We start from the raw sequence: 21,634 nt of genomic DNA on the forward strand, positions 1-21,634 counted from the left end.
CGAGTGGCCGATGACGGCGTCGGGGACGACGCCGTGGGCGCGCCACAGCTCGGCGAGGGAGACCATCACGGCCCAGGAGGCGGGCTGGACGACGTCGACGCGCTCCAGCGAGGGGGCGCCGTCGGTCTGCCGGAGGACGTCGAGCAGCGACCAGTCGGTGAACTCCGAGAGGGCGGCCGCGCATTCGGCGAGGCGCTCGGCGAAGACCGGGGACTCCTCCAGGAGCCTGGCGCCCATGCCGGCCCACTGGGAGCCCTGGCCGGGGAAGACGAAGACGGTCTTGCCGTCGGCGTCGGCGACGCCCAAGGCCGCGCCGGGCGCGGAGCGGCCCTCGGCGAGGGCGCGCAGCGCGGCCGCCGGGTCCTGGCCGGGGCCCGCGAGGACGACGGCGCGGTGGTCGAACAGGGCGCGGGAGGTGAGGAGGCTGTGGGCGACGTCGACGGGACGGGCCCGGTCGAGGGCCGGGTGCTCGATGAGCCGGGCGGCCTGGCCGCGCAGCGCGCCCGGGGTGCGGGCGGAGAGCACCCACGGCACGACGGCCGGTGCCTCGGGGGCCTGGGCGGCCTCGTCCGGCACCTCGGTGCGGGGGGCCTCTTCGAGGATCGTGTGGGCGTTGGTGCCGCTGATGCCGAAGGAGGACACGGCGCCGCGGCGGACGCGCTCGCCGCGCGCCCAGTCGGCGCCCTCGCGGAGCAGGGAGACCGTGCCGGGGCTCCAGTCGACGTGGGTGGTGGGCGTATCGGCGTGGAGGGTCCGCGGCAGCACGCCGTTGCGCAGCGCCATGACCATCTTGATGACGCCCGCGACACCGGCGGCCGACTGGGTGTGGCCGATGTTGGACTTCACCGAGCCGAGCAGCAGCGGCCGTTCGGGGGCGCGGTCCTTGCCGTAGGTGGCGTGGAGGGCCTGGGCCTCGATGGGGTCGCCGAGGGCGGTGCCGGTGCCGTGGGCCTCGACGGCGTCGACGTCGGCGGCCGTCAGGCCCGCGTTGGCGAGGGCCTGACGGATGACGCGCTGCTGGGAGGGCCCGTTGGGGGCGGTCAGGCCGTTGGAGGCGCCGTCCTGGTTGATGGCGGAGCCGCGGATGACGGCGAGGATCTCGTGGCCGTTCCTCCGGGCGTCGGAGAGGCGCTCCAGGACGAGGACGCCGACGCCCTCGGCGAGGGTCATGCCGTCGGCGGCCTCCGAGAAGGCCTTGCAGCGGCCGTCGCCCGCGAGGGCGCGCTGCTTGCTGAAGGCGATGAAGGGGGCCGGGGTGGTCATGACGGTCGCGCCGCCCGCGAGGGCGAGGCTGCTCTCGCCGTTGCGCAGCGACTGGCAGGCCAGGTGGAGGGCCACCAGCGAGGAGGAACAGGCGGTGTCGACGGTGACGGCGGGGCCTTCGAGGCCGAAGAGGTAGGCGAGGCGGCCGGAGAGGACGCTGGGGCTGGTGCCGGTGACGGCGTGTCCGGCGGCGGCGCCGTCGTCGAGACCGAGGCCGTACTCCTGGTAGGTGGAGCCGATGAACGTGCCGGTGGCGCTGCCGTGGACGGTGGCGGGGTCGATGCCGGCCTGTTCGAACGCCTCCCAGGTGGTCTCCAGCAGCAGCCGCTGCTGGGGGTCCATGGAGAGGGCCTCGCGCGGGGAGATGCCGAAGAAGCCCGCGTCGAACTCGCCCGCGTCGTGGAGGAAGCCGCCCAGGGTGGAGTAGGTGGTGCCGGGGTGGTCGGGGTCGGGGTGGTGGAGGCCGGTGTCCCAGCCGCGGTTGACGGGGAAGTCGGAGATCGCGTCGACGCCGCCCTCGATCAGCTCCCAGAACTGCTGGGCGGAGCGGACGCCGCCGGGGAAGCGGCAGCTCATGCCGACGATGGCGACGGGCTCGTCGAAGCCCCCGGCGGGCGCGGCGGCCGGGGCGGCCGCGGCCTGCCCGGCGCCCAGGAGTTCGCCGCGCAGGAAGCGGGCGAGGGCCAGCGGCGTCGGGTAGTCGAAGGCCATGGTCGCGGGCAGGGCCAGGCCGGTGACGCCGGCCAGGCGCTTGCGCAGCTCGACGGCGGTCAGCGAGTCGAAGCCGGCGTCGCGGAAGGCGCGGCGCCCGTCGACGGCCTCGGCGGAGGCGTGGCCGAGGACGACGGCGGCCTCGGCGCGCACCAGGTCGGTCAGCAGCCGCTCCTGCGCGGCCTCGTCCAAGCCGGCGAGCCGCCCGGCGAACTCGGGCGCGGCGCCTTCGCCGGTGGTGCCGGCGGGGGTGGTCAGGGCGCGGACGTCGGGGAGTTCGTCGAAGAGGACGCTGGGGCGGACGGAGGTGAAGACGGGGTGGTAGCGCTCCCAGTCGATGTCGGCGACGGTGACCGTGACGTCCTGCTGGACGACGGCGCGGCGCAGCTCGGCGAGGGCGGCGGCCGGCGCCAGGAAGCGCAGGCCGCTCTGCCGGAGACGGTCGGCGACGGCCTCGTGTGTGGCCATGCCGGCCTCGGCCCAGGGGCCCCAGGCGAGGGAGGTGGCGGGCAGGCCGCGGGCCCACCGGTTCTCGGCGAGGGCGTCGAGGTAGGCGTTGGCGGCGCCGTAGGCGCTCTGGCCGGCGCTGCCCCACACTCCGGCGACGGAGGAGAAGAGGACGAAGAAGTCCAGGTCCTCGTCGGCGAGGAGGGCGTCCAGGTGGGCGGCGCCCAGGAGCTTCGCGGCCATGAGCGCGGTGGCGTCGGCCAGGGAGGTGTCCGTCAGGGGCGCGGCCTGGCCGACGCCGGCGGCGTGCACGACGCCGGTCAGCGGGTACTCGTCCGGGACCGCCGCGAGCAGGTCGGCGAGCGCGTCGCGGTCGGCGATGTCGCAGGCGGCGAGGGTGACGCGGGCGCCCAGCTCCTCCAGTTCGGCGCGCAGCGCGTCGGCGCCGGGGGCGTCGGGGCCGCGGCGGCTGGTGAGCAGGAGGTGTTCGGCGCCGCTGCGGGCGAGCCAGCGGGCGACGTCGGCGCCGAGCGCGCCGGTGCCGCCGGTGACGAGGACGGTGCCCTCGGCGGCGAAGGCGTCGGCGGGCGGCAGGTCGGCCGCCGGGCGGCGGACGAGCCGCCGGCCGAGCGTGCCCGTGGCGCGCAGGGCGAGCTGGTCCTCGCCGCCGCGCGCGGCGAGCGCGCTGACGAGCTGCTGGACCACGGGGGCGTCCAGGACGGGCGGCAGGTCGATCGTGCCGGTCCAGCGGCGCGGGTCCTCCAGGGCGGCCACCCGGCCCAGGCCCCAGGAGGCGGCCTGGAGGGGGGCGGCGAGCGGGTCGTCGGGGCCGGTGGTGACGGCGCCCCGGGTGAGGGTCCACACGGGCACGGTCAGGCCGGCGTCGCCCAGTGCCTGGGTGAGGACGACGCCCAGGGCGAGGCCCGTGGGCAGCCGGTCGTCCAGGGGGCGGCCGGGCCGGTCGGCCAGCGGCAGGAGGGAGAGGACGCCGGCGATGTCGCCGGACTCCCGGAGGCGGTCGGCGAGGGCCTCGCGCTCCTCCCCCGCCGGGTCGAGGTCGAGGCGCTCGAACTGGGCGCCGTGGCCGCGCAGCGCGTCCACGATCTCGTCGGCGTCCACGCCGTCGGTGGTGACGACCAGCCAGGTGCCGTCCAGGACGGGGGCGGCGGCAGCGTGCACGGGCCGCCACTCGACGCGGTAGCGGGTGGCGTCGAGCAGCGCCTTCTCCTGGCGCTGCTGGCGCCAGGACGACAGGGCGGGCAGCAGGGTGTAGAGGGAGGCGTGCTGTTCGTCGCGCAGGCCGAGGAGCCCGGCGATCCCGGCGGCGTCGCCGCGTTCGACGGCGCCCCACAGCTCGGCGTCGGCCGGGTCGGCGAGCACGGCGGCCGGAAGCGCCTCGGGCGCGGTCTCGGGCCAGTAGCGCTCGCGCTGGAACGCGTAGGTGGGCAGGTCCACGGCCGGGGCGGCGGGCGGGGTGGTGCCGGCGAGGACGGCGGTCCAGTCCACGGCGACGCCGCGGACGTGGAGGCGGGCCAGGGCGGTCGTGGCGGCCCGCTCCTCGTCCCGGCCGGCGCGCAGCAGCGGGACGACGTCGGCGCCGGTGTCGCTCTCGTCGCCCAGGACGTCCTGGGCGAGGGCGGCCAGCACCCCGTCGGGGCCGACCTCCAGGAAGGTGGCCGCGCCCAGGGTACGGGCGGCGCGGACGCCGTCGGCGAAGCGGACGGTCTCGCGGACGTGACGGACCCAGTGGTCCGGGGAGCACAGCTCCTCGGCGGTCGCGGGACGGCCGGTCAGGTTGGAGACGACGGTGACGGCCGGCGCGCTGTAGGCGATCTCCTCGGCGACGCGCCGGAAGTCCGCCAGCATCGGCTCCATGAGCGGCGAGTGGAAGGCATGGCTCACCCGCAGCCGCCGGGTCTTGCGCCCCAGCGCGGTGAAGTGCGCGGCGATCTGCTCGGCGGCGGCCTCGTCACCGGCGACGACGACGGCGTCGGGGCCGTTGACGGCGGCGAGGGACAGCTCGTGCTCGCGCCCGGCGAGCAGCGCGGCGACCTCGTCCTCGGTCGCCCGCAGGGAGACCATCGCGCCGCCCTCGGGCAGGGCCTCCATCAGGCGGGCGCGGGCGGCGACGAGCTTGGCGGCGTCCGCCAGGGAGAACACCCCGGCGGCGTGCGCCGCCGCGATCTCGCCGACGGAGTGGCCGAGCAGGACCTGCGGGCGGACGCCCCAGGAGCGCAGCAGCCGGTGGAGGGCGACCTCCAGGGCGAACAGGGCGGGCTGGGTCCAGCCGGTGCGCTCCAGCAGCTCCGCCTCGGCGCTGCCGTCGGCGGCGAAGAGGACGTCCCGCAGCGGGCGGTCCAGGTGCGGGTCCAGGGCGGCGGTGACCTCGTCCAGGGCCTCGGCGAACACGGGGAAGCGGGCGTACAGCTCGCGGCCGGCGCCGGGGCGCTGGCTGCCCTGCCCGGAGAACAGCAGGGCGAGTTCGCCGGCGGAGCCGGTCTCGCCCTCGACGAGGGCCGGGTCGGGCCGGTCGGCGGCGAGCGCGGCGAGCGCGCGCGACAGCTCGTCCCGGTCGCCGACGACGACGGCGCGCCGGTCGAAGGCGGAGCGGGTCGTGGCGAGCGCGAGGGCGGTCGCGGCCGGGTCCAGGGCGGGCTCGGCCTCGACGAGGGCGTACAGGCGCGCGGCCTGTTCGCGCAGCGCGGCGCGGCTCTTGGCGGAGAGCGTCCACGGCACGACGGCCGGGGAGACGGCGGGGTCCTGGACTTCGGCGACCCTGGGGGCCTCTTCGAGGATGACGTGGGCGTTGGTGCCGCTGATGCCGAACGACGACACGCCGGCGCGGCGGGCGCGTCCCGCCTCGGGCCACGGCGTCTCCTCGGCGAGCAGCCGGACGGCGCCGGCCTCCCAGTCGACGTGCGAGGACGGCGCGTCGGCGTGCAGGGTGCGCGGCAGCACGCCGTGGCGCATGGCCATGACCATCTTGATGATGCCGGCCACGCCGGCGGCGGCCTGGGTGTGGCCGATGTTGGACTTCACCGAGCCGAGCAGCAGCGGCCGCTCCTCCGGCCGGTCCTGACCGTACGTCGCCAGCAGCGCCTGCGCCTCGATGGGGTCGCCGAGGGTGGTGCCGGTGCCGTGGCCCTCGACGGCGTCGACGTCGGCGGTGGTCAGGCCGGCACCGGCCAGGGCCTGGTGGATGACGCGCTGCTGGGACGGCCCGTTGGGGGCGGTCAGCCCGTTGGACGCGCCGTCCTGGTTGACGGCGCTGCCCCGGACCACGGCGAGGACGCGGTGGCCGTTGCGGCGGGCGTCCGAGAGCCGCTCCAGGACGAGCATGCCCACGCCCTCGGACCAGCCGACGCCGTCGGCGGAGTCCGAGTAGGCCTTGCAGCGGCCGTCCGGGGACAGGCCGCGCTGGCGGGAGAACTCGATGAGGGACGTCGGCGTGGACATCACCGTCACACCGCCGGCGAGCGCCAGCGAGCACTCCCCCGCCCGCAGCGCCTGCATGGCCCAGTGCATGGCCACCAGCGAGGAGGAGCAGGCGGTGTCGACGGTGACGGCCGGGCCCTCCAGGCCCAGGACGTAGGAGACGCGGCCGGAGGCGATGCTGGGCGAGGTGCCGCTGCCCTGGAAGCCCTCGAACCGCTCGTCGGCGAGGTGGGCCGCGTAGTCGTTGTACATGACGCCCGCGAACACGCCGGTGCGGCTGCCGCGCAGCGACACCGGGTCGATGCCGGAGCGCTCGATCGCCTCCCAGGACGCCTCCAGCAGAAGGCGCTGCTGGGAGTCGGTGGCGAGGGCCTCGCGGGGGCTCATCCCGAAGAACGCGGGGTCGAAGTCGGCGGCGTCGTGGAGGAAGCCGCCGAAGCGGGTGTAGGTGGTGCCGAGGTGGTCGGGGTCGGGGTGGTAGAGGGCGTCGAGGTCCCAGCCGCGGTCGGTGGGCAGGCCCGAGATCGCGTCGGTGCCCTCGCTCACCAGCCGCCACAGATCCTCGGGCGAGGCGACGCCGCCGGGGTAGCGGCAGCTCATGCCCACGATGACGATGGGGTCGTGGTCGGCGGCGGCCTTGGGAGCCGCCTCGGGTGCGGCGGTCTCCGCGCCCATGAGCTCGGCGAGGACGTGCCCGGCCAGCGCGGTGACGGTCGGGTAGTCGAAGACGACGGTGGCGGCGGTGCGCAGCCCGGTGACGGCGCCGAGGCGGTTGCGCATCTCGACGGCGGTGAGCGAGTCGAAGCCCAGCTCCTGGAACGGGCGGTCCACGTCGACGTCCTGGGCGCCGTCGTGCCCGAGCACGGCGGCGACCTGCGTGCGGACGAGGTCGCGCACCAGCGCGGCGCGGCCCTCGTCGTCGAGGACGGACAGCCGCTGGACGAGGCCGACGGCGGTCTCCGCGCCGGAGACCGCGGAGCGGCGCACGGGGGTGCGGATCAGGCCGCGCAGGAGCGGCGGCACGTCGCCCTGGAGGCGCAGCACGGACAGGTCGAGGCGCACGGGCAGGAGGACGGGCGTACGGGAGGAGAGCGCGGCGTCGAAGAGGGCGACGCCCTGCTCCTCGGTGAGCGCGGGCGTGCCCCGGCGGGCCATCCGCTCCAGCTCGGCGCCGGACAGGCCGCCGGTCATGCCGGCGGCGGGCGCCCACGGGCCCCAGGCCAGGGACAGGGCGGGCAGGCCCTGGGCGTGGCGGAGCCGGGCGACGGCGTCGAGGAAGGCGTTGGCGGCGGCGTAGTTGCCCTGGCCGGGCGCGCCGACGGTGCCGGAGAGGGAGGAGAAGACGACGAAGGCGGCGAGGTCGAGGGCCTGGGTCGCCCGGTGGAGGTGCCAGACGGCGTCGGCCTTGGGCCGCAGGACCGCGTCGAGGCGCTCGGGGGTCAGCGACTCGATGACGCCGTCGTCGAGGGCGCCGGCGCTGTGGAGGACGGCGGTGAGGGGGTGCTCGGCGGGCACGGCGGCGAGCAGCCGCTCGACGGCGGCGGCGTCGGCGAGGTCGCACGCTTCCAGGGTGACGTGGGCGCCGAGTTCCGTCAGTTCGGCGCGGAGCTCCTCGGCGCCGGGGGCGTCTGTGCCCCGGCGGCTGACGAGCAGCAGCCGGGTGACGCCGCGTTCGGCGACCAGGTGCCGGGCGAGGACCCGGCCCAGGCCGCCGGTGGCGCCGGTGAGGAGGACGGTGCCGTCCGGGTCCCAGGCGCGCTCTTGCGCGCGGGGCGCCTGGGCCCGGGCGAGCCGGGCCCCGAGGACGGTGCCGGCGCGGACGGCGGCCTGCGGCTCGGTGACGGAGAGGGCGCCGTCGGGGAGGAGGGCGGCGGGGGCGGCGTGAGCGCCGTCCTCGCCGGGGGCACCGGCCCCGGCAGGGACGTCGGCCTCGGCGAGAGCCGCAGCCTCAACGGAGACGTCGGTCTGGGCAGAGGCACCGGCCCCGGCGCGGGCACCGGCCTGGGCCGGGTCCAGGTCGAGGAGCCCGAAGCGGCCCGGGTGTTCGGTCTGCGCGGAACGCACCAGGCCCCAGACGGCGGCGGCCGCCGGGTCGACGGCCTCCTGCCCGTCGGTGGCGACAGCGCCCCGGGTGACGAACACCAGCCGGGACTGCTCGTACCGCTCGTCCGCGAGCCACGTCTGGAGCAGCTTCAGCGCGGTCGCGGTGAGGGTGTGCGCGGCGGCGGCCGCGTCGTCCGGGTCGCCCACGACGGGCACGAGGACGAGCGCGGGCACATCCTCGGCGGCGGCCGGCGACGCGAGCGCCGTGGCGCCCGCCGCCGCGGCGAGGCCGAACGCGTCCGGCCCGAGGACGGCGACGGACGCGGGCGCGGCGGCGGCCCGGTCCCGCAGCGGGGACCAGCGCAGCTCGAACAGCGCGTCGCGGACGATGGGCGCGGCGGCGGCCGACTGCTCGTCGGGCAGGGCGCGCAGGACGAGCGAGCCGACGGAGGCAACGGGGGCGCCCGTGGTGTCGGTGACGGCGAGGGAGAGGGCGTCGTCCCCGGCCCGGGACAGCCGGACGCGGACCGTGGTCGCACCGGAGGCGTGGAGGGACACGTCCTGCCAGGAGAAGGGCAGGCCGCCGCGCCCGCGCTCGCCGAGGCCGAGGAAGGCCGAGGCGTGGAGGGCGGCGTCGAGCAGCGCGGGGTGGATGCCGAAGGAGCCCGCGTCGGCGGTGGAGTCCTCGGGCAGGGCCACCTCCGCGCAGACGTCCTCGCCCGCGCGCCACGCGGCCCGCAGGCCCTGGAAGAGCGGGCCGTAGCCGAAGCCGGTGGCGGCGAGTTCGTCGTAGAAGCCGTCGAGGTCCAGCGGCTGGGCGCCGGCGGGCGGCCAGGCGGCGGCGTCGGGGCCGGCGGCCCGGTGCTCGTCGGGGGCGAGGACGCCCGTGGCGTGCTGGGTCCAGGGCAGTTCCTCGGCGCCGTCGGGGCGCGAGTGGAGGCTCAGTTCGCGGCGGCCGGTGGCGTCGGGGCTGCCGACCCACACCTGGACCTGGACGCCGCCCTGCTCGGGCAGGACGAGGGGCGCGGCGAGGGTGAGTTCCTCGACGCGCGCGCAGCCGACCTCGTCGCCCGCGCGGACGGCCAGTTCCAGGAAGGCGGTGCCGGGCAGCAGCGCGGTGCCGCGCACGGCGTGCTCGGCCAGCCAGGGGTGGGACTGGAGGGAGAGCCGGCCGGTGAGCAGCAGTCCGTCGGAGTTGGCGATGGTCACGGCCGCCGCGAGCAGCGGGTGGTGGGCGGCGCCGAGTCCGGCGGCGCGGACGTCGCCGCTCTGGGTGACGCCCTTGGGCCAGTAGCGGCGGCGCTGGAAGGCGTACGTGGGCAGGTCGACGCGGCGGGCGCCGGTGCCGGTGAAGTAGCCGTCCCAGCGCAGGGCCACGCCCCGGACGTGGAGTTCGGCGGCGGCCGCGGTCACGGCGCGGGTCTCGGGGCGGCCGGCGCGCAGCAGCGCGACGGTGGCGGGCGCGGTGCCCTCGGCCCGCTCGTCGGCGTCCAGGCAGTCGCGGGCCATGGCGGACAGGACGCCGTCGGGGCCGAGTTCGAGGTGGGTGCCGGTGCCGTGGGCGTCGAGCCAGGCGATCGTGTCGGCGAAGCGGACGGTGTCACGCGCGTGGCCCGCCCAGTAGTCGGGCGAGGTGAGCTGCTCGACGGTGGCGAGCGCGCCGGTGACGGAGGAGACGACGGGGACGACCGGCGCCTGCGGGTCGAGGCCGGCGACGACGGCGCGGAACTCGTCCAGCATCGGCCGCATCAGCGGCGAGTGGAAGGCGTGCGAGACGCGCAGTTCCTTGGTCTTGCGGCCCAGGTCGGTGAAGTGCCGCTCGATCGTGTGGACGGCGTCGGCCTCGCCCGCGACGACGACGGCGCGGGGGCCGTTGACGGCGGCGAGGGAGACGCTCTCGGCGCGGTCGGCCAGTAGCGGCAGGACCTCGTCCTCGCTCGCCTGGAGGGAGACCATCGCGCCGCCGGCGGGCAGGGCCTGCATCAGCCGGCCGCGCGCGAGGACGAGCGTCGCGGCGTCGGCCAGCGAGAACACTCCGGCCACGTGGGCGGCGGCGATCTCGCCGACGGAGTGCCCGGCGAGGAAGTCGGGCTTGACGCCCCAGGATTCGGCCAGCCGGAACAGCGCGACCTCGAGGGCGAAGAGGGCGGGCTGGGCGTAGCCGGTCTGGTGGAGGAGCTCGGCCTCGGGGGTGCCGTCGGCGGCGAAGAGGAGCTCGCGCAGGGGCCGGTCCAGGCCGGGGTCGAGGTGGGTGAGGACCTCGTCGAGGGCCTGGGCGAAGGCGGGGAATCGGGTGTAGAGCTCGCGGCCCATGCCGGGGCGCTGGGCGCCCTGGCCGGTGAAGAGGAAGGCGAGCTTGCCGCGGCCGCCCTGGGTGGTGCCCTGGGTGAGGGTGGCGGCGGCCGGTTCGTCGGCGGCCAGCGCGGTGAGCGCGGCGATGGCCTCGTCGCGGTTGGCGGCGGTCACGACGGCGCGGTGCTCGAAGCCGGAGCGGGAGGTGGCGAGGGAGTAGGCGATGTCGGCCGGGTCGAGGGCGGAGGCGGGGGCGGTGGTGAGGAAGGAGAGGAGCCGGCCGGCCTGGGCGCGCAGGGCCTCACGGGTGCGTCCGGAGACGAGCCAGGGCAGGACGTCGACGTCGAGGCGCCCGTCCTCGGCCTCCTTCGTCTCTTCGGCGTACTCGGGGGCCTCTTCGAGGATCGTGTGGGCGTTGGTGCCGCTGAGGCCGAAGGAGGAGACGCCGGCGCGGCGCGGCTGGTCGCCCTTGGGCCAGGGGGTGGCCTCGGTGAGGAGCCGTACGGCGCCTTCCGTCCAGTCGACGTGGGTGGACGGGGTGTCGACGTGGAGGGTCTTGGGCAGCAGGCCGTGGCGCATGGCCATGACCATCTTGATGACGCCGGCCATGCCGGCGGCGGCCTGGGTGTGGCTGATGTTGGACTTGACGGAGCCGAGGAGCAGGGGGCGGTCCTCGGGGCGGCCCTGGCCGTAGGTGGCGAGGAGGGCCTGGGCCTCGACGGGGTCGCCGAGGGTGGTGCCGGTGCCGTGGGCCTCGACGACGTCGATCTCGTCGGCGGAGAGGCGGGCGCTGGTCAGGGCCTGCTCGATGACGCGCTGCTGGGAGGGCCCGTTGGGGGCGGTGAGGCCGTTGGAGGCGCCGTCCTGGTTGACGGCGGAGCCCCGGATGACGGCGAGGACCTGGTGCCCGTTGCGGCGGGCCTCGGACAGCCGTTCCAGGACGAGGACGCCGACGCCCTCGGACCAGCCGGTGCCGGCCGCGGAGTCGGCGAAGGAGCGGCAGCGGCCGTCGGCGGCGAGCCCGCCCTGGCGGCTGAACTCGACGAAGGTGGTGGGGCTGGACATCACCGTGACGCCCGCGGCCAGTGCCAGGGAGCACTCGCCCTGGCGCAGGGAGTGGGCGGCCAGGTGCAGGGCGACCAGGGAGGAGGAGCAGGCGGTGTCGACAGTCACCGCGGGCCCGACGGCCCCGAAGAAGTAGGAGAGCCGGCCGGAGAGGATGCTGGTGGCGTTGCCCGTGAGGGTGAAGCCCTGGACGTCGTCGTCGGGGCCGACGCGGTAGTCCTGGGGCATGGCCCCGACGAACACGCCGGTCCGGGTGCCCCGGACCGACGCCGGGTCGATGCCCGCCCGTTCGAAGGCCTCCCAGGAGGACTCCAGCAGCACCCGCTGCTGGGGGTCCATGGAGAGGGCCTCGCGCGGCGAGATGCCGAAGAAACCGGCGTCGAACCGGGCGGCGTCGTGCAGGAAGCCGCCGAAGAACTCCTCGGTGCCGTCGGTCATCAGTTCCCAGCCGCGGTCGCCGGGGAAGCCGGTGATGCCGTCCTCGCCGGCGACGAGCATGGACCAGAGCTCCTCGGGGCTGCTCACGCCCCCGGGGAAGCGGCAGCTCATGCCCACGATCGCGATGGGCTCGCGGGCGGCCGCCTCCAGTTCGCCCACCCGCTGCCGCGTGCGCTTGAGGTCCGCGCTCGCCCGCTTGAGGTAGTCCCGGAGCTTCTGTTCCTTGTCCATTGTCAACTCAACCCATCTCAAGACCGGCGGACAGCAGAGGAATTCGCTGTGGGCATCCGGCACTCGGGATGGCTGATCCACAGTCGACGTGAGTCATCTGGGCGCCCCGCACCGACGGGGCGCCTGCTCGACTTCCCGCACGCCACGCGCTCAGTGTCGGCGGGCGTGGCCATGGAATTCCCTAGAGTCGGCCGGTTCGCTCGGTTCGGTCCGCTCCGGGGCGTGTGCGACGGGTGTGAGCAGGGGGGCGTGGTGGGCTCGGGCCTACCAGCTCGCGGCGGAGAGCAGCTCGCCGTATTCGCGCTCGCGGCCGGCCTGGCGGAGGTCGGACTCGACCATCATCCGCATCAGTTCGGGGAATTCCACCGAGGGCTCCCAGCCCAGCTGTTCGCTGGCGTTGCCGTGGTCGGCGCAGAGCGTCTCGACCTCGGCGGGCCGCACGAGGGCCGGGTCGACGACGACGTGCTCCTCCCAGTCGAGGCCCACGCACTCGAAGGCGATGCGCGCCGCCTCGCGTACGGAGTGCATCTGTCCGGTGCCGATGACGTAGTCGCCGGGTTCGTCCTGCTGGAGCATGAGGTGCATGGCGCGTACGTAGTCGCCGGCGAAGCCCCAGTCGCGTACGGCGTCGAGGTTGCCGAGCAGCAGTTTGTCCTGGAGGCCGAGCTTGATCTGGGCGACGGCCAGCGAGATCTTGCGGGTGACGAACTCGGCGCCGCGGCGCGGTGATTCGTGGTTGAAGAGGATGCCGGAGACGCCGTACATCCCGAAGGACTCGCGGTAGTTCTGGGTGATGTAGTGCCCGTAGGTCTTGGCGACGCCGTAGGGGCTGCGGGGGTGGAAGGAGGTGCGCTCGTTCTGGGGGCTCTCGACGACCTTGCCGAACATCTCCGAGGAGGAGGCCTGGTAGAACCGGATCTGCCCGGGCCGGTCCGCCCGCGCGGACGATCCGCTGAGCCCGCTGACCATCCTGATGGCCTCGAGCATCCGGAGCACGCCGGTGCCGTTGACCTCGGTGACGAGCTCGGCCTGCTGCCAGGACATGGGCACGAAGGAGATCGCGCCGAGGTTGTAGACCTCGTCGGGCTGGACGAGGTCCACGGCGGCCACCAGGCTGGCCTGGTCCATCAGGTCCCCGTGGACGAACTGGAGGTCGGGGATGAGCTTGCTCACCCGGTCCTTCCGGGGATTGGCCTGCCCCCGGTTCAGCCCCCAGACCTGGTACCCCTGGGAGAGCAGGTGCTCGGCCAGGTACGAACCGTCCTGCCCGGTGATTCCGGTTATCAGCGCGCGCTTGGACATCCAGTCCCCTTTCGCAGTGCTCGGCACGCTCACGGAATCACGCATGGGGCTAAGGAATTTCCGAGACTTCGGGAAGGAGGCTTCGGAACGGGACGCCGAGACGGACCGGGGGCGGACGGCCACCGGATGTGATGGTGGCCGCCCGCCCCGGGCGAAGCGATCGGGATGGTGTGGCGTCAGTCGCCGAGGATCTCCAGCGTGACCTCGGTGAGGCCCCGGTCCGTATCGGCGATCCGGGCGAAGGCCCCTCGCGTCAGGTCGATACAGCGGCTGGTGTCCGTGGGGCCGCGGTCGTTGATTCTCACGGTGACGGACTCACCGTTCTCGGCGTTGGTGACGCGGACCTCGGTGCCGAACGGCAGGTCGCGGCTCGCGGCGGCCATCGCCTCGGAGTCGAAGGGCTCACCGCTGGCGGTGGGCCAGCCCGGCGGGATCTCGCCGGGCGCCCCGTACCAGGAGGCGGTGCAGGCCTGCGGCCCGCTGTCGGCGTGCGCCGGCACGGAGACGACGGTGGTGAGACCGGCGGCCAGCGCGGCGACGGCGAGCGTACGGCCGAACAGGGAGCGTACGGAAGCGGACATCGGAGTGTTCATCCCATCTGAGTGGTGGTTGTGACGGCGGCGGGGAACGGATCGGCCGGGGCCGTTCGTCAGCCCAGGACGGCCGGACGGTCGTCGTAGTAGCCGTTGTTGGAGAGGTCCTCGAGGATCCGGCCCATGGCCTCGACGCTCTGGCTGCGGTCGTTCTCCTGCGAGCCGTCGTGCATGAGGATCACTCCGCCGCCCTGGAACGCCCGCTTGTAGTTCTCGAAGATCGCGTCGGCGCCGGGCCGCCGCCAGTCCTCGGTGTCGACCGACCAGCCGATCGGCTGCATGCCCTGGCTCGCGGCGTACTGCTTGGCGTCGTCCGTCCAGCCGCCCTCCGGCGCCCGGTAGAAGTCGATCGACGCACCCGGCGCGGCGGCGCGAATGGCGTCCGAGGCCTCCTGGATGTCGGACCGCTGCTGGTCCGGGCTCTGCGTCGTGGGGTTCACATGGTGCATGGAGTGGTTGCACAGGCTGTGCCCCTCGTCCACGATCCGCCGGATCAGGTCCGGGTACTGGCGCGCGTGGTCCCCGATGACGCAGAAGGTGGCCTTCACCTCGCGATCCTTGAGCAGGTCCAGGACCTGGTTGGTCCAGGTGGGGCTGGGGCCGTCGTCGATGGTCAGGGCGAACGTACGGCTGCCCGCCCCGGACGCGGCGGCGGTGACCACGTCGGTGTTCGCGGCCGACGCCGTGCCGGCCGCCGTCACGACCGCGGCGGCCATGGCGGTGGCGACCCAGGCGCCCTTGAGCACGGTGCGCATCGTTTTCATGGTTCTGCTCCCTTTCGCTGTCGGCCGGGTTGGCCGGCGGAACGAGCGAGAGCTTGGAAGCCTGCGTTCACCACACGCTAAACGCCCGATCAATCCTGAATAAAAAGCCTCGTGGGCATCGGTGCACCCATAGGTCGCACACATCACACGCATCACACACACGCGCAGCCGCGGGCAACCGGCTGGATCGCGACGGCGTCTCCACCACTACCCCCGGACCGTGCGAGGCTGAGGGGCTTCGGCATTCGAACGGCAGGGGATGGACGTGGACGACATACGCGGGTCGGCCGGGGTGACGGAGGCGGCACCGCACCGACCGCCCCGGCCGACGGCAACCCCGCGAGGACTGATGGATCTACGGGGGCAGGACGGCACCCCGGTCACCCTGTCCTACCCGGCAGGCGCCGCACTGGTCGTCTCCGGTCTGCCCGGCAGCGGCAAGAGCACCTTGTTGCGGCGCCTGTCCGAGGCCGCCCCGGCCATGGACCCGCGCATGGTCCACGAGGCGTGCGAGGCCGTGATGCCCGCCTGGCTGCCGTACGCCGTCTACCGGCCCTGGGCTCGTGTGGAGTACTTCCGGTGGCTGCGCGCGGAGGTGCGCGGGGGCCGGCCGTTCCTGGTGCACGACTGCGGCAGCCGGGCGTGGATGCGCCGATGGCTGGCGCGGGAGGCGGCACGGCAGGGGAACGAGCTGCATCTGATCCTGCTGGATGTGACCGCGACAGAGGCCCTGGCCGGGCAGGACGCCCGTGGCCGGTGGGCGCCCCGGCGCGTCTTCGACAAGCACCGCAGGGGACTGGACCGTCTGCTGGGCGAGCTGTCCGGGGGCTCGCTTCCGGAGGCGGCGTCGGTGGTGCTGCTGGACCGGGTGTCACGGGAGCGGGTGGCGGCGGTGGAGTTCGCACCGGGCGGCGGCCCGGGGCCGACGGCACGGAAGCTGCCCGCGGTGCTCCGCCGAATACACCGGCGCACCGCGGACGCGGCCGCTTAGCCGCCGCTCACCACTCGATCTCGGTCCCGTCGGAGGGGACCTCCACCGGCGTCCCGGCCAGGGCGCCGCGCTCGGGGGACGCCCGATCGGCGAGTGGGTTGGTGTTGTTGAGGTGCGTGTAGAAACAACGGACGCCATCACGGCCGAGAAGCCGTACGAGCGTGCCGTCGGGCCCGTCGACGGGCAGGTGGCCCATCGCGCGGGCACCGCTCCCCCGGCCGCCGGTCGCCCGGGCCATCTCGTCCTCGCTCCAGAACGTCCCGTCGAGGATCAGGCAGCCCACCCCGGCGAGGGCGTCGTCGAGGGCGTCCGGCCAGCGGGCCAGCGAGGGCGCGTAGACGGCGGCGGCGCCGGTGGCGGTGTCGTCGAAGCGGTAGGCGACGACCCAGGGGCCGGGGGCGTCGGATCCAGAGGCGTACCGGGGCCGTTTTCCGCTGATGGGGACGGCGGTCACCCGCAGCCGCCCGCCGTCGAGGAGCAGTGGGCCGGAGCCCACCGCGTGCCAGCGGGCGGAGCCGTAGGGGGCGAGCAGGGTACGGAGCGGGAACGGCCCGTCCAGCGCGGCCAGGACGGCGGGCGGGGCGTACAGATCGAGGGCGGCGCCCTCGCGCAGGGCCAGCAGGCCGGCGGTGTGGTCGAGTTCGCCGTCGGTGAGGAGGACGCCGCGCAGCGGGGTGTGCCGGGTGCCGGTGGGTGGGGTGAGGCCGGGGGCGGCGAGGATCTGGGCGCGGACGTCGGGTGAGGCATTGACGAGGTACCAGGCGTCCGGGGAGACGGAGACGGCCAGGCATTCCTGGGTGCGCCAGGCGTGGGAGCCGGTGGCGCGGGCCCGGGCGCAGCCGGGGCAGGCACAGTTCCACTGCGGCAGTCCGCCGCCCGCCGCTGTGCCCAGGATCCGTAGCTTCATGCCCGGTACGGAAGCGTGTCGGGGGCGCTTTCGGCGTCCTGGAGGAGGGTGCGTACCAGCGCGTGGTGTGGGGAGAGCCGGCAGGCCGGGTCGGTGGCGGCGGGGTCGCCGGCCAGCTGGAAGGCCTGGCAGCGGCAGCCCCCGTGGTCGTCCTCCTTGAGGGGGCAGCTCCGGCACGGCTCGGGCATCCATGCGGTCCCCCGGAAGCGGTTGAACGCGGCCGAGTGGAACCAGATGTCGGCGAGAGCCGCCTGCCGGACGTTGGGCACGTCCAGGCCGGGGATGCGGGCGGCGGCCGGGCAGGGCAGGACGTCGCCGCTGGGTGTGACGGTGAGCTGCCGGCTGCCCCAGCCGTGCATACAGGGCTTGGGGACGCCGTCGTGGAGGTCGGACCGCACGTAGACGATCTCCAGGCGGTGGGCGAGGGTGTTGCGGGCTTCCTGTACGAGGGTCTCTGCGGCGTCGAGCTGTGCCCGGTTGGGCAGCAGGGCAGGGAGGTTGAGGAGGGCGGACCCGTAGTACTGGGCGTTGGCGAGTTCGAGCCGGTCGGCGCGCAGTCGGAGGGCGAGGTCGATGAGATCGCGGGTGTGGCCGATGTTGGCGCGGTGCAGCACGACATTGAGGGTCAACGGAAGCCCGACTTCCTTGACCAGCCGAGCGGCGGTGAGCTTGCGCCGATGTACGGCGGCACGCCCGGCGATGGCGTCGGCGACCGCCGCATCGGCATCCTGAAGGCTGATCTGGACGTGGTCGAGGCCGGAGGCGACAAGGTCGGCGAGCCGGTCGGCGCTCATCCCCTGCCCGCCGGTGATGAGGCTGGTGTAAAGCCCGAGGCGCCGCGCATGGGCGACGAGCCCGGCCAGATCGCGGCGCAGCAGAGGCTCTCCCCCGGAGAAATAAACCTGAAGCACTCCGAGCTCACGGGCCTCTTCGAACACCTGACACCACTGTTGGGTCGTGAGCTCGCTGGAACGCGAATGACGCCCAATGGGGTTGGAGCAGTAGCCGCAGCGGAGGGGGCAGCGGTGGGTGAGCTCGGCGAGCATGCCGAGGGGCCTGTTCACGGGTGTGCTCGTTCGATCAGCCGTCGCCGGGCGAGTGCGTCGAGGAAGTCCCGGAGGTCGTGCAGGGGGACGGCGTCGTACGCCCGGGACAGGGCGTCGGCGATCGTGACCAGGTCCGTGTTCCCGTCACAGAGTGCGAGAACGCGGGCACCGGTCTCGTTGAGGATCAGCACCCCGTCGGGGTGCAGCAGAACACCGGCGTCCCGCACGGAGTCGTGGATCAGCCGCACCCCTGGCCGCAGCCGCCAACACGTCACCGGCCACGACCCGTGTGTGCGTGATCGAGGGAGTCGAGGATGCTCCACAACACCTCGCACTTGAAGGCGAGCGCGGCGAGTGCCGCGTCCTGCTCGGCGCGGGTGACGCAATGGGTGGTGACGAGGGTGAGGGCGTGCCCGGCGTCGTGGGTGGCGGTGTCGGGCCGGGCTTCGTGGTAGCGGTGGCCGGAGGGGGCGATCCAGGGATAGTGGGTGCGCAGGGCGGTGAGGCGGGTGCGCATGAGGGCGGGTGAGAAGAGCTCGGTGAGGGAGGCGGCGACGGCCTCGGTCCAGGGCCGGGTGCGGGCGAAGGCGACGTAGGCGTCGGTGGCGAAACGCACGCCGGGCAGGACGTGGCGTTCGTCGAGGACCTCGGCGCGGGTGAGCCCGGCGGCTTCGGCGAGGTCGAGCCACTGCACGTGCCCCCCGGGCCGGCCGTCGCTGCCGTCCTGGTCGGCGAGGCGCCGTACCCAGCGGCGGCGCACGTCGGCGAGTGGGCAGTTGGCGATGATGGCGGCGTCCTTCTGGGGCAGCCATTTCTGGTAGTACCAGCGGTTGGCGATCCACTGCCGCAGCTCGTCGGGCGCGAGACGTCCTTCGTGCAGCCGGAGGTGGAAGGGGTGTTTGTGCCAGTAGCGGTCCTCGTGGGCGCGGAGGGCGGCGGTGAACTCGGCCGTACTGCGGGCTTCCGGGTCGGTCATGAGGCTCCTCCCGGTCTCGGAATGACGGGTTCCGGGTTCCGGGTGGGGCCTACCAGTGCCCGGCGTAGGCGGTGACCTCGGCGGCGAGCTCGACTTCGGTGAAAGCGGGCGGCGTCCAGGGCCGCGAGCCGGCGGCAGGACCACCCGCACCCTGCTGCGGGTCACCGCGTACACCCGTGACGGCCTCGGCGACGATCGACGGCACGACGGTCTCCGGCATGACATCTCCCCCTGATCCGGGCCGGGGCGACGCACCCGGCCGGTATACCAGGTTCGGTCAACGACCGCACGCCCCGCAATCGCCGGAACGAGTGACGGGTCGACGGGGCAGCACAGCGGTGTGGAAGGTGTATGCGTCGGCGTATGAGAGCGAGCGTGTGCGGTGGGTGCGCTCCAACGAGCCAGGGGCGACCGGGACCTGCGTGGGTAGCAAAGGTGGCGACAGCGTCTCGGGACACTCTGGAGGATGCATGGTCGGCAGGCGCGGTTCGGCACTGGCGTTGACTTCGCTGGTCTTGGCGGGCTCGGTGGTATGCGCCCCGGCCAGCGAGGCCGGCACGGGTCATAGTGGCGGGATCACCTGTACGGGTACCTTCAGCAACGCTTACGACCCGCCCCTGACCCTTGCGCCTCGGACAGCCGGCATCCATTCCGAGGCCCGGTACACGTGTACCGTCGCACCCGGTCGCACCGTACCCGCCACCGGCTCTCTCGACGCGGTGGCGCCGAGAGCGTCCTGCGTTGCGGTAACCGCACCACGCGCCACAGAAACCGTTCGGTATGCCGACCGTCACCGGTCGTTGATCGTCTATGACCGTGCCACTGCTGTCTATGTCGCGGGCGTCCTCGTTGTCAGGCTGTCGGGCCGGGTGACCGAGGGACGTGGCGAAGGGCAGCCCGCACAGCGAACCGTGACGACGCTGCCCGGTCAGCTGCCTACGGAGTGCCTGGCTTCCGGCCTGCGGGGAGACCACGGTGGGGTCGAGCTGGACATCCAGCCGTAGCCCCCGTGGAAGGGTCTGCCTCGATGAGTCCTCTGGACAGCAGCGGCAATACCGGAGCCGAGCTGGTCAAAGAGGCGATACGGCGTCAACTGAATCGCAGCGGCAACACCTTGCTGTGCGGGCTGGAACCCCTCGATGACGCCGAATTCTTCGCCGAGGGTCCAAGCGGGATCTCCGCCGCGTGGTCGGTGGGACACCTGGCATGCGTGTGCGATCTCTTCTCGTCATGGTTCGACCATGACGAGCTCGTCCTGGAGAAGTCCTTCCACCGAACGTTCAACGAATTGGGCATCGCCCTGTCCGAGGGCGTCAGCAAGGCAGCCAAAGTGAATCGTGGAAGGTTCTCCAAGGAGCTGCTGTTCGCGTGCTTCCGGCGGGCCCAGATCAAGGCGCTGCGTACCCTTGCCGCCTTCGATGTGCGGCTCTGGAACGCCGCCGGCCCTCCGGCTGCCCCGGACACGCTGCTGACCTGCGGCGCCGTGTGGGAACACCTGGCGGTCCACACCTACTGGCACTTGGGCGAGCTGGCCGGAAGCATGCCGCGCTTCTTCGGCACGTACACGCTGAACACACTGCCGCACTTCTTCTACGAGCCACCTGGGACTGGGAAAGGAGGTGCGGTATGCGGGACCGATTGGACGTCGTCAATGTGATCCAGTGGGCCCTCGACAGTGCCGCCGCCGGCGCGAAGCCGGTGATGCATCACGAGCTCCTCTGGAACGACGGACTCATGGTCGCGCTTTTCGACGGCCCCAGCCCGCCCGGCAGGAGCGACTTCCACATCAACACTTCCCCGGAGCTGTTCTACCAGGTCCGCGGAGAGCTGATCAGCCGAGTGCACGAAGGCGGAAAGTTCCGCGACCTCCTGATCGGGGAAGGCGAGATGTTCCTGATCCCCCCTCAAATACCTCACCTGAACATCCGAACCGAAGGGAGCGTCGGGCTCGTCATCCATCGAAGCCGCGCAGCGGACGCCACCGAAGCGATCGTGTGGTACTGCGAGCAGTGCAGCCATGAGCTGTATCGCGAGGAGTACGTCCACGAGGACGTGCAGCGACAGGTACCCGCGTTCATCGACGCGTTCCACCACCACGAGGAACGCCGCACGTGCTCACAGTGCGGGACGGTCAAACCGGTGCCCGCTGAAGTGGTGCAGCGTTGCCATGGAAGCTCGGTCCGCTGACGATGACCCGACGCTCACCAAGGACCTCACCCTGCCGGATCCGATACTGCCATGACCGGCTTGGCAACCGGAGCAGTCGTCAGGGGCGGAGGCCGGTTGCGGTGAGACATCCGTCGATGAGATGGCTGCGGTACTGGATCTCGCGGAGGCCTCGGCGGAGGGCCCGGAGGAGCTGGCCGGGGTCGGTGAGCGCGGTGTTGGCTTGGGAACTGCGGCGTAACAGGGACCAGACGCCTTCGACGGGGTTGAGGTCGGGCGCGTAGGGCGGTAGCTGGAAAACCGTGATCCAGCCGTGCCGGGCGACGAAGCCACGAAGGCCTTTCGCGGTGGTGGGTGTTCAGGTTGCCCCAAACGAGCACGAGCGGAGCGCCGAGCTGCTCCTGAGCGGCGATAAGCAGGTAGCGGTAGTCGGTCCAGGCGAAACTCCGGCGCCCAGCCCTCGTTCCGCCGTGGGGTCGTGGAAAATGGGCCGGTAGATCAGGCGGGACCGCTCACCCGGGCGGTAACAGCACAGGGCCGCCATCGGGATCTGGCCCCGGGAGCCTCCGCGGACTCGCATCACCGGGGTGTGAGCGCCGGGCCGGGTCGACGCACCCGGCCAGTATTCCAGGTTCGGTCAACGACCGCACACCCCGCAATCGCCGGAACGAGTGATGGGCGGGCAGGGTGGAGCGGCCGGATACGGGCAGATAAGGAAACGTTCAATCCAGCAGCGCCGTCGTCAGTCCGTGGCGTGACTGTGCGGCGCCTCGCCCCATGGATGGTTCTCCTCGACGGCGGGTGTTTGGATCGGTGTGATGCGATCGGTGCGTCCGTCGCCACCGGCGTCCAGGGGCGCGGATGCTTCCGCTGTGTCGTCTGTACGGGTTGAGCCGGCGCCTGGCGTTTCAGTTTCTGCCCGACCGGCTGATGTCCTGGATCACGGCTTGCGATCGGTCCTTGG

Annotated in this window: 12 protein-coding genes and 1 pseudogene (1 of these 13 running past the window's edge); 3 read left to right on the top strand and 10 right to left on the bottom strand. The window is 73.6% G+C overall.

Annotated features, from left to right (window positions below; genetic code table 11):
• From IE096_RS08175 to IE096_RS08190, 4 genes are all read right to left on the bottom strand, one after another.
• Positions 1-11,925, bottom strand: partial view of a type I polyketide synthase gene (locus IE096_RS08175; protein WP_189450128.1) — the 5' portion only. The gene continues 16,671 nt to the left of window position 1, outside the view; the window shows 11,925 of its 28,596 coding nt (coding positions 1-11,925); its start codon is at positions 11,923-11,925; its stop codon lies off the left edge, out of view.
• A gap of 264 nt (positions 11,926-12,189) precedes the next feature.
• Complete coding sequence (locus tag IE096_RS08180; protein ID WP_189450130.1) at positions 12,190-13,227, bottom strand: GDP-mannose 4,6-dehydratase; 1,038 nt, start codon at positions 13,225-13,227, stop codon at positions 12,190-12,192.
• A 176-nt stretch (positions 13,228-13,403) separates the two neighbouring features.
• Positions 13,404-13,808 carry a septal ring lytic transglycosylase RlpA family protein gene (locus IE096_RS08185; protein ID WP_229820038.1) on the bottom strand — a complete coding sequence of 135 codons (405 nt, stop codon included), beginning with the start codon at positions 13,806-13,808 and terminating at the stop codon, positions 13,404-13,406.
• Between the two features lie 68 nt (positions 13,809-13,876).
• Complete coding sequence (locus IE096_RS08190; RefSeq protein WP_189450133.1) at positions 13,877-14,584, bottom strand: polysaccharide deacetylase family protein; 708 nt, start codon at positions 14,582-14,584, stop codon at positions 13,877-13,879.
• Between the two features lie 349 nt (positions 14,585-14,933).
• Between IE096_RS08190 and IE096_RS08195 the strand changes: the two genes are divergently transcribed.
• Positions 14,934-15,575 (top strand): AAA family ATPase, encoded by a 642-nt coding sequence (locus IE096_RS08195; protein WP_229820039.1) that lies wholly within the window; start codon positions 14,934-14,936, stop codon positions 15,573-15,575.
• A gap of 7 nt (positions 15,576-15,582) precedes the next feature.
• Here the strand turns inward: IE096_RS08195 and pqqB are convergent, their stop codons facing one another.
• From pqqB to pqqA, 5 genes are read right to left on the bottom strand one after another with little or no spacing between them, the layout of a single operon-like run.
• Positions 15,583-16,482 (bottom strand): pyrroloquinoline quinone biosynthesis protein PqqB, encoded by a 900-nt coding sequence (gene pqqB, locus IE096_RS08200; protein WP_189450136.1) that lies wholly within the window; start codon positions 16,480-16,482, stop codon positions 15,583-15,585.
• Positions 16,479-17,546, bottom strand: coding sequence for a pyrroloquinoline quinone biosynthesis protein PqqE (pqqE, locus tag IE096_RS08205; RefSeq protein ID WP_229820040.1), 1,068 nt, complete (start codon positions 17,544-17,546; stop codon positions 16,479-16,481). Before pqqE ends, pqqB begins: the two co-directional genes overlap by 4 nt.
• Complete coding sequence (pqqD, locus tag IE096_RS08210) at positions 17,543-17,803, bottom strand: pyrroloquinoline quinone biosynthesis peptide chaperone PqqD (RefSeq protein WP_189450138.1); 261 nt, start codon at positions 17,801-17,803, stop codon at positions 17,543-17,545. The genes pqqE and pqqD overlap by 4 nt, the downstream gene beginning before the upstream one ends.
• A complete protein-coding gene (gene pqqC / locus IE096_RS08215) occupies positions 17,800-18,504 on the bottom strand; it encodes a pyrroloquinoline-quinone synthase PqqC (RefSeq protein WP_189450140.1) in 705 nt (234 codons plus the stop codon). The genes pqqD and pqqC overlap by 4 nt, the downstream gene beginning before the upstream one ends.
• 49 nt (positions 18,505-18,553) lie before the next feature.
• Positions 18,554-18,724 carry a pyrroloquinoline quinone precursor peptide PqqA gene (pqqA, locus tag IE096_RS08220; protein WP_189450142.1) on the bottom strand — a complete coding sequence of 57 codons (171 nt, stop codon included), beginning with the start codon at positions 18,722-18,724 and terminating at the stop codon, positions 18,554-18,556.
• Positions 18,725-19,531: 807 nt separating this feature from the next.
• Between pqqA and IE096_RS08225 the strand changes: the two genes are divergently transcribed.
• Positions 19,532-20,161, top strand: a complete 630-nt coding sequence (locus IE096_RS08225; protein ID WP_189450143.1) for a hypothetical protein — start codon at positions 19,532-19,534, stop codon at positions 20,159-20,161.
• The gene (locus IE096_RS08230; protein WP_189450145.1) at positions 20,131-20,691 is read left to right on the top strand and encodes a cupin domain-containing protein; all 561 of its coding nucleotides are present in this window, start codon (positions 20,131-20,133) and stop codon (positions 20,689-20,691) included. Before IE096_RS08225 ends, IE096_RS08230 begins: the two co-directional genes overlap by 31 nt.
• Positions 20,692-20,770: 79 nt before the next feature.
• Here the strand turns inward: IE096_RS08230 and IE096_RS08235 are convergent.
• A pseudogene (locus IE096_RS08235) lies at positions 20,771-21,259 on the bottom strand (transposase); the annotation flags it as partial.
• Positions 21,260-21,634 lie beyond the last annotated feature (375 nt).

Origin of the sequence: Streptomyces abikoensis (assembly GCF_014648775.1) — a bacterium.
GTDB classification, from domain to species: Bacteria; Actinomycetota; Actinomycetes; order Streptomycetales; family Streptomycetaceae; genus Streptomyces; species Streptomyces abikoensis.

Coding starts and splice junctions, on each gene's coding strand:
- IE096_RS08180 (WP_189450130.1), bottom strand. CDS start 13,227: ATGTCCAAGCGCGCGCTGATAACCGGAATCACCGGGCAGGACGGTTCG.
- IE096_RS08185 (WP_229820038.1), bottom strand. CDS start 13,808: ATGTCCGCTTCCGTACGCTCCCTGTTCGGCCGTACGCTCGCCGTCGCC.
- IE096_RS08190 (WP_189450133.1), bottom strand. CDS start 14,584: ATGAAAACGATGCGCACCGTGCTCAAGGGCGCCTGGGTCGCCACCGCC.
- IE096_RS08195 (WP_229820039.1), top strand. CDS start 14,934: ATGGATCTACGGGGGCAGGACGGCACCCCGGTCACCCTGTCCTACCCG.
- pqqB (WP_189450136.1), bottom strand. CDS start 16,482: ATGAAGCTACGGATCCTGGGCACAGCGGCGGGCGGCGGACTGCCGCAG.
- pqqC (WP_189450140.1), bottom strand. CDS start 18,504: ATGACCGACCCGGAAGCCCGCAGTACGGCCGAGTTCACCGCCGCCCTC.
- pqqA (WP_189450142.1), bottom strand. CDS start 18,724: ATGCCGGAGACCGTCGTGCCGTCGATCGTCGCCGAGGCCGTCACGGGT.
- IE096_RS08225 (WP_189450143.1), top strand. CDS start 19,532: ATGAGTCCTCTGGACAGCAGCGGCAATACCGGAGCCGAGCTGGTCAAA.
- IE096_RS08230 (WP_189450145.1), top strand. CDS start 20,131: ATGCGGGACCGATTGGACGTCGTCAATGTGATCCAGTGGGCCCTCGAC.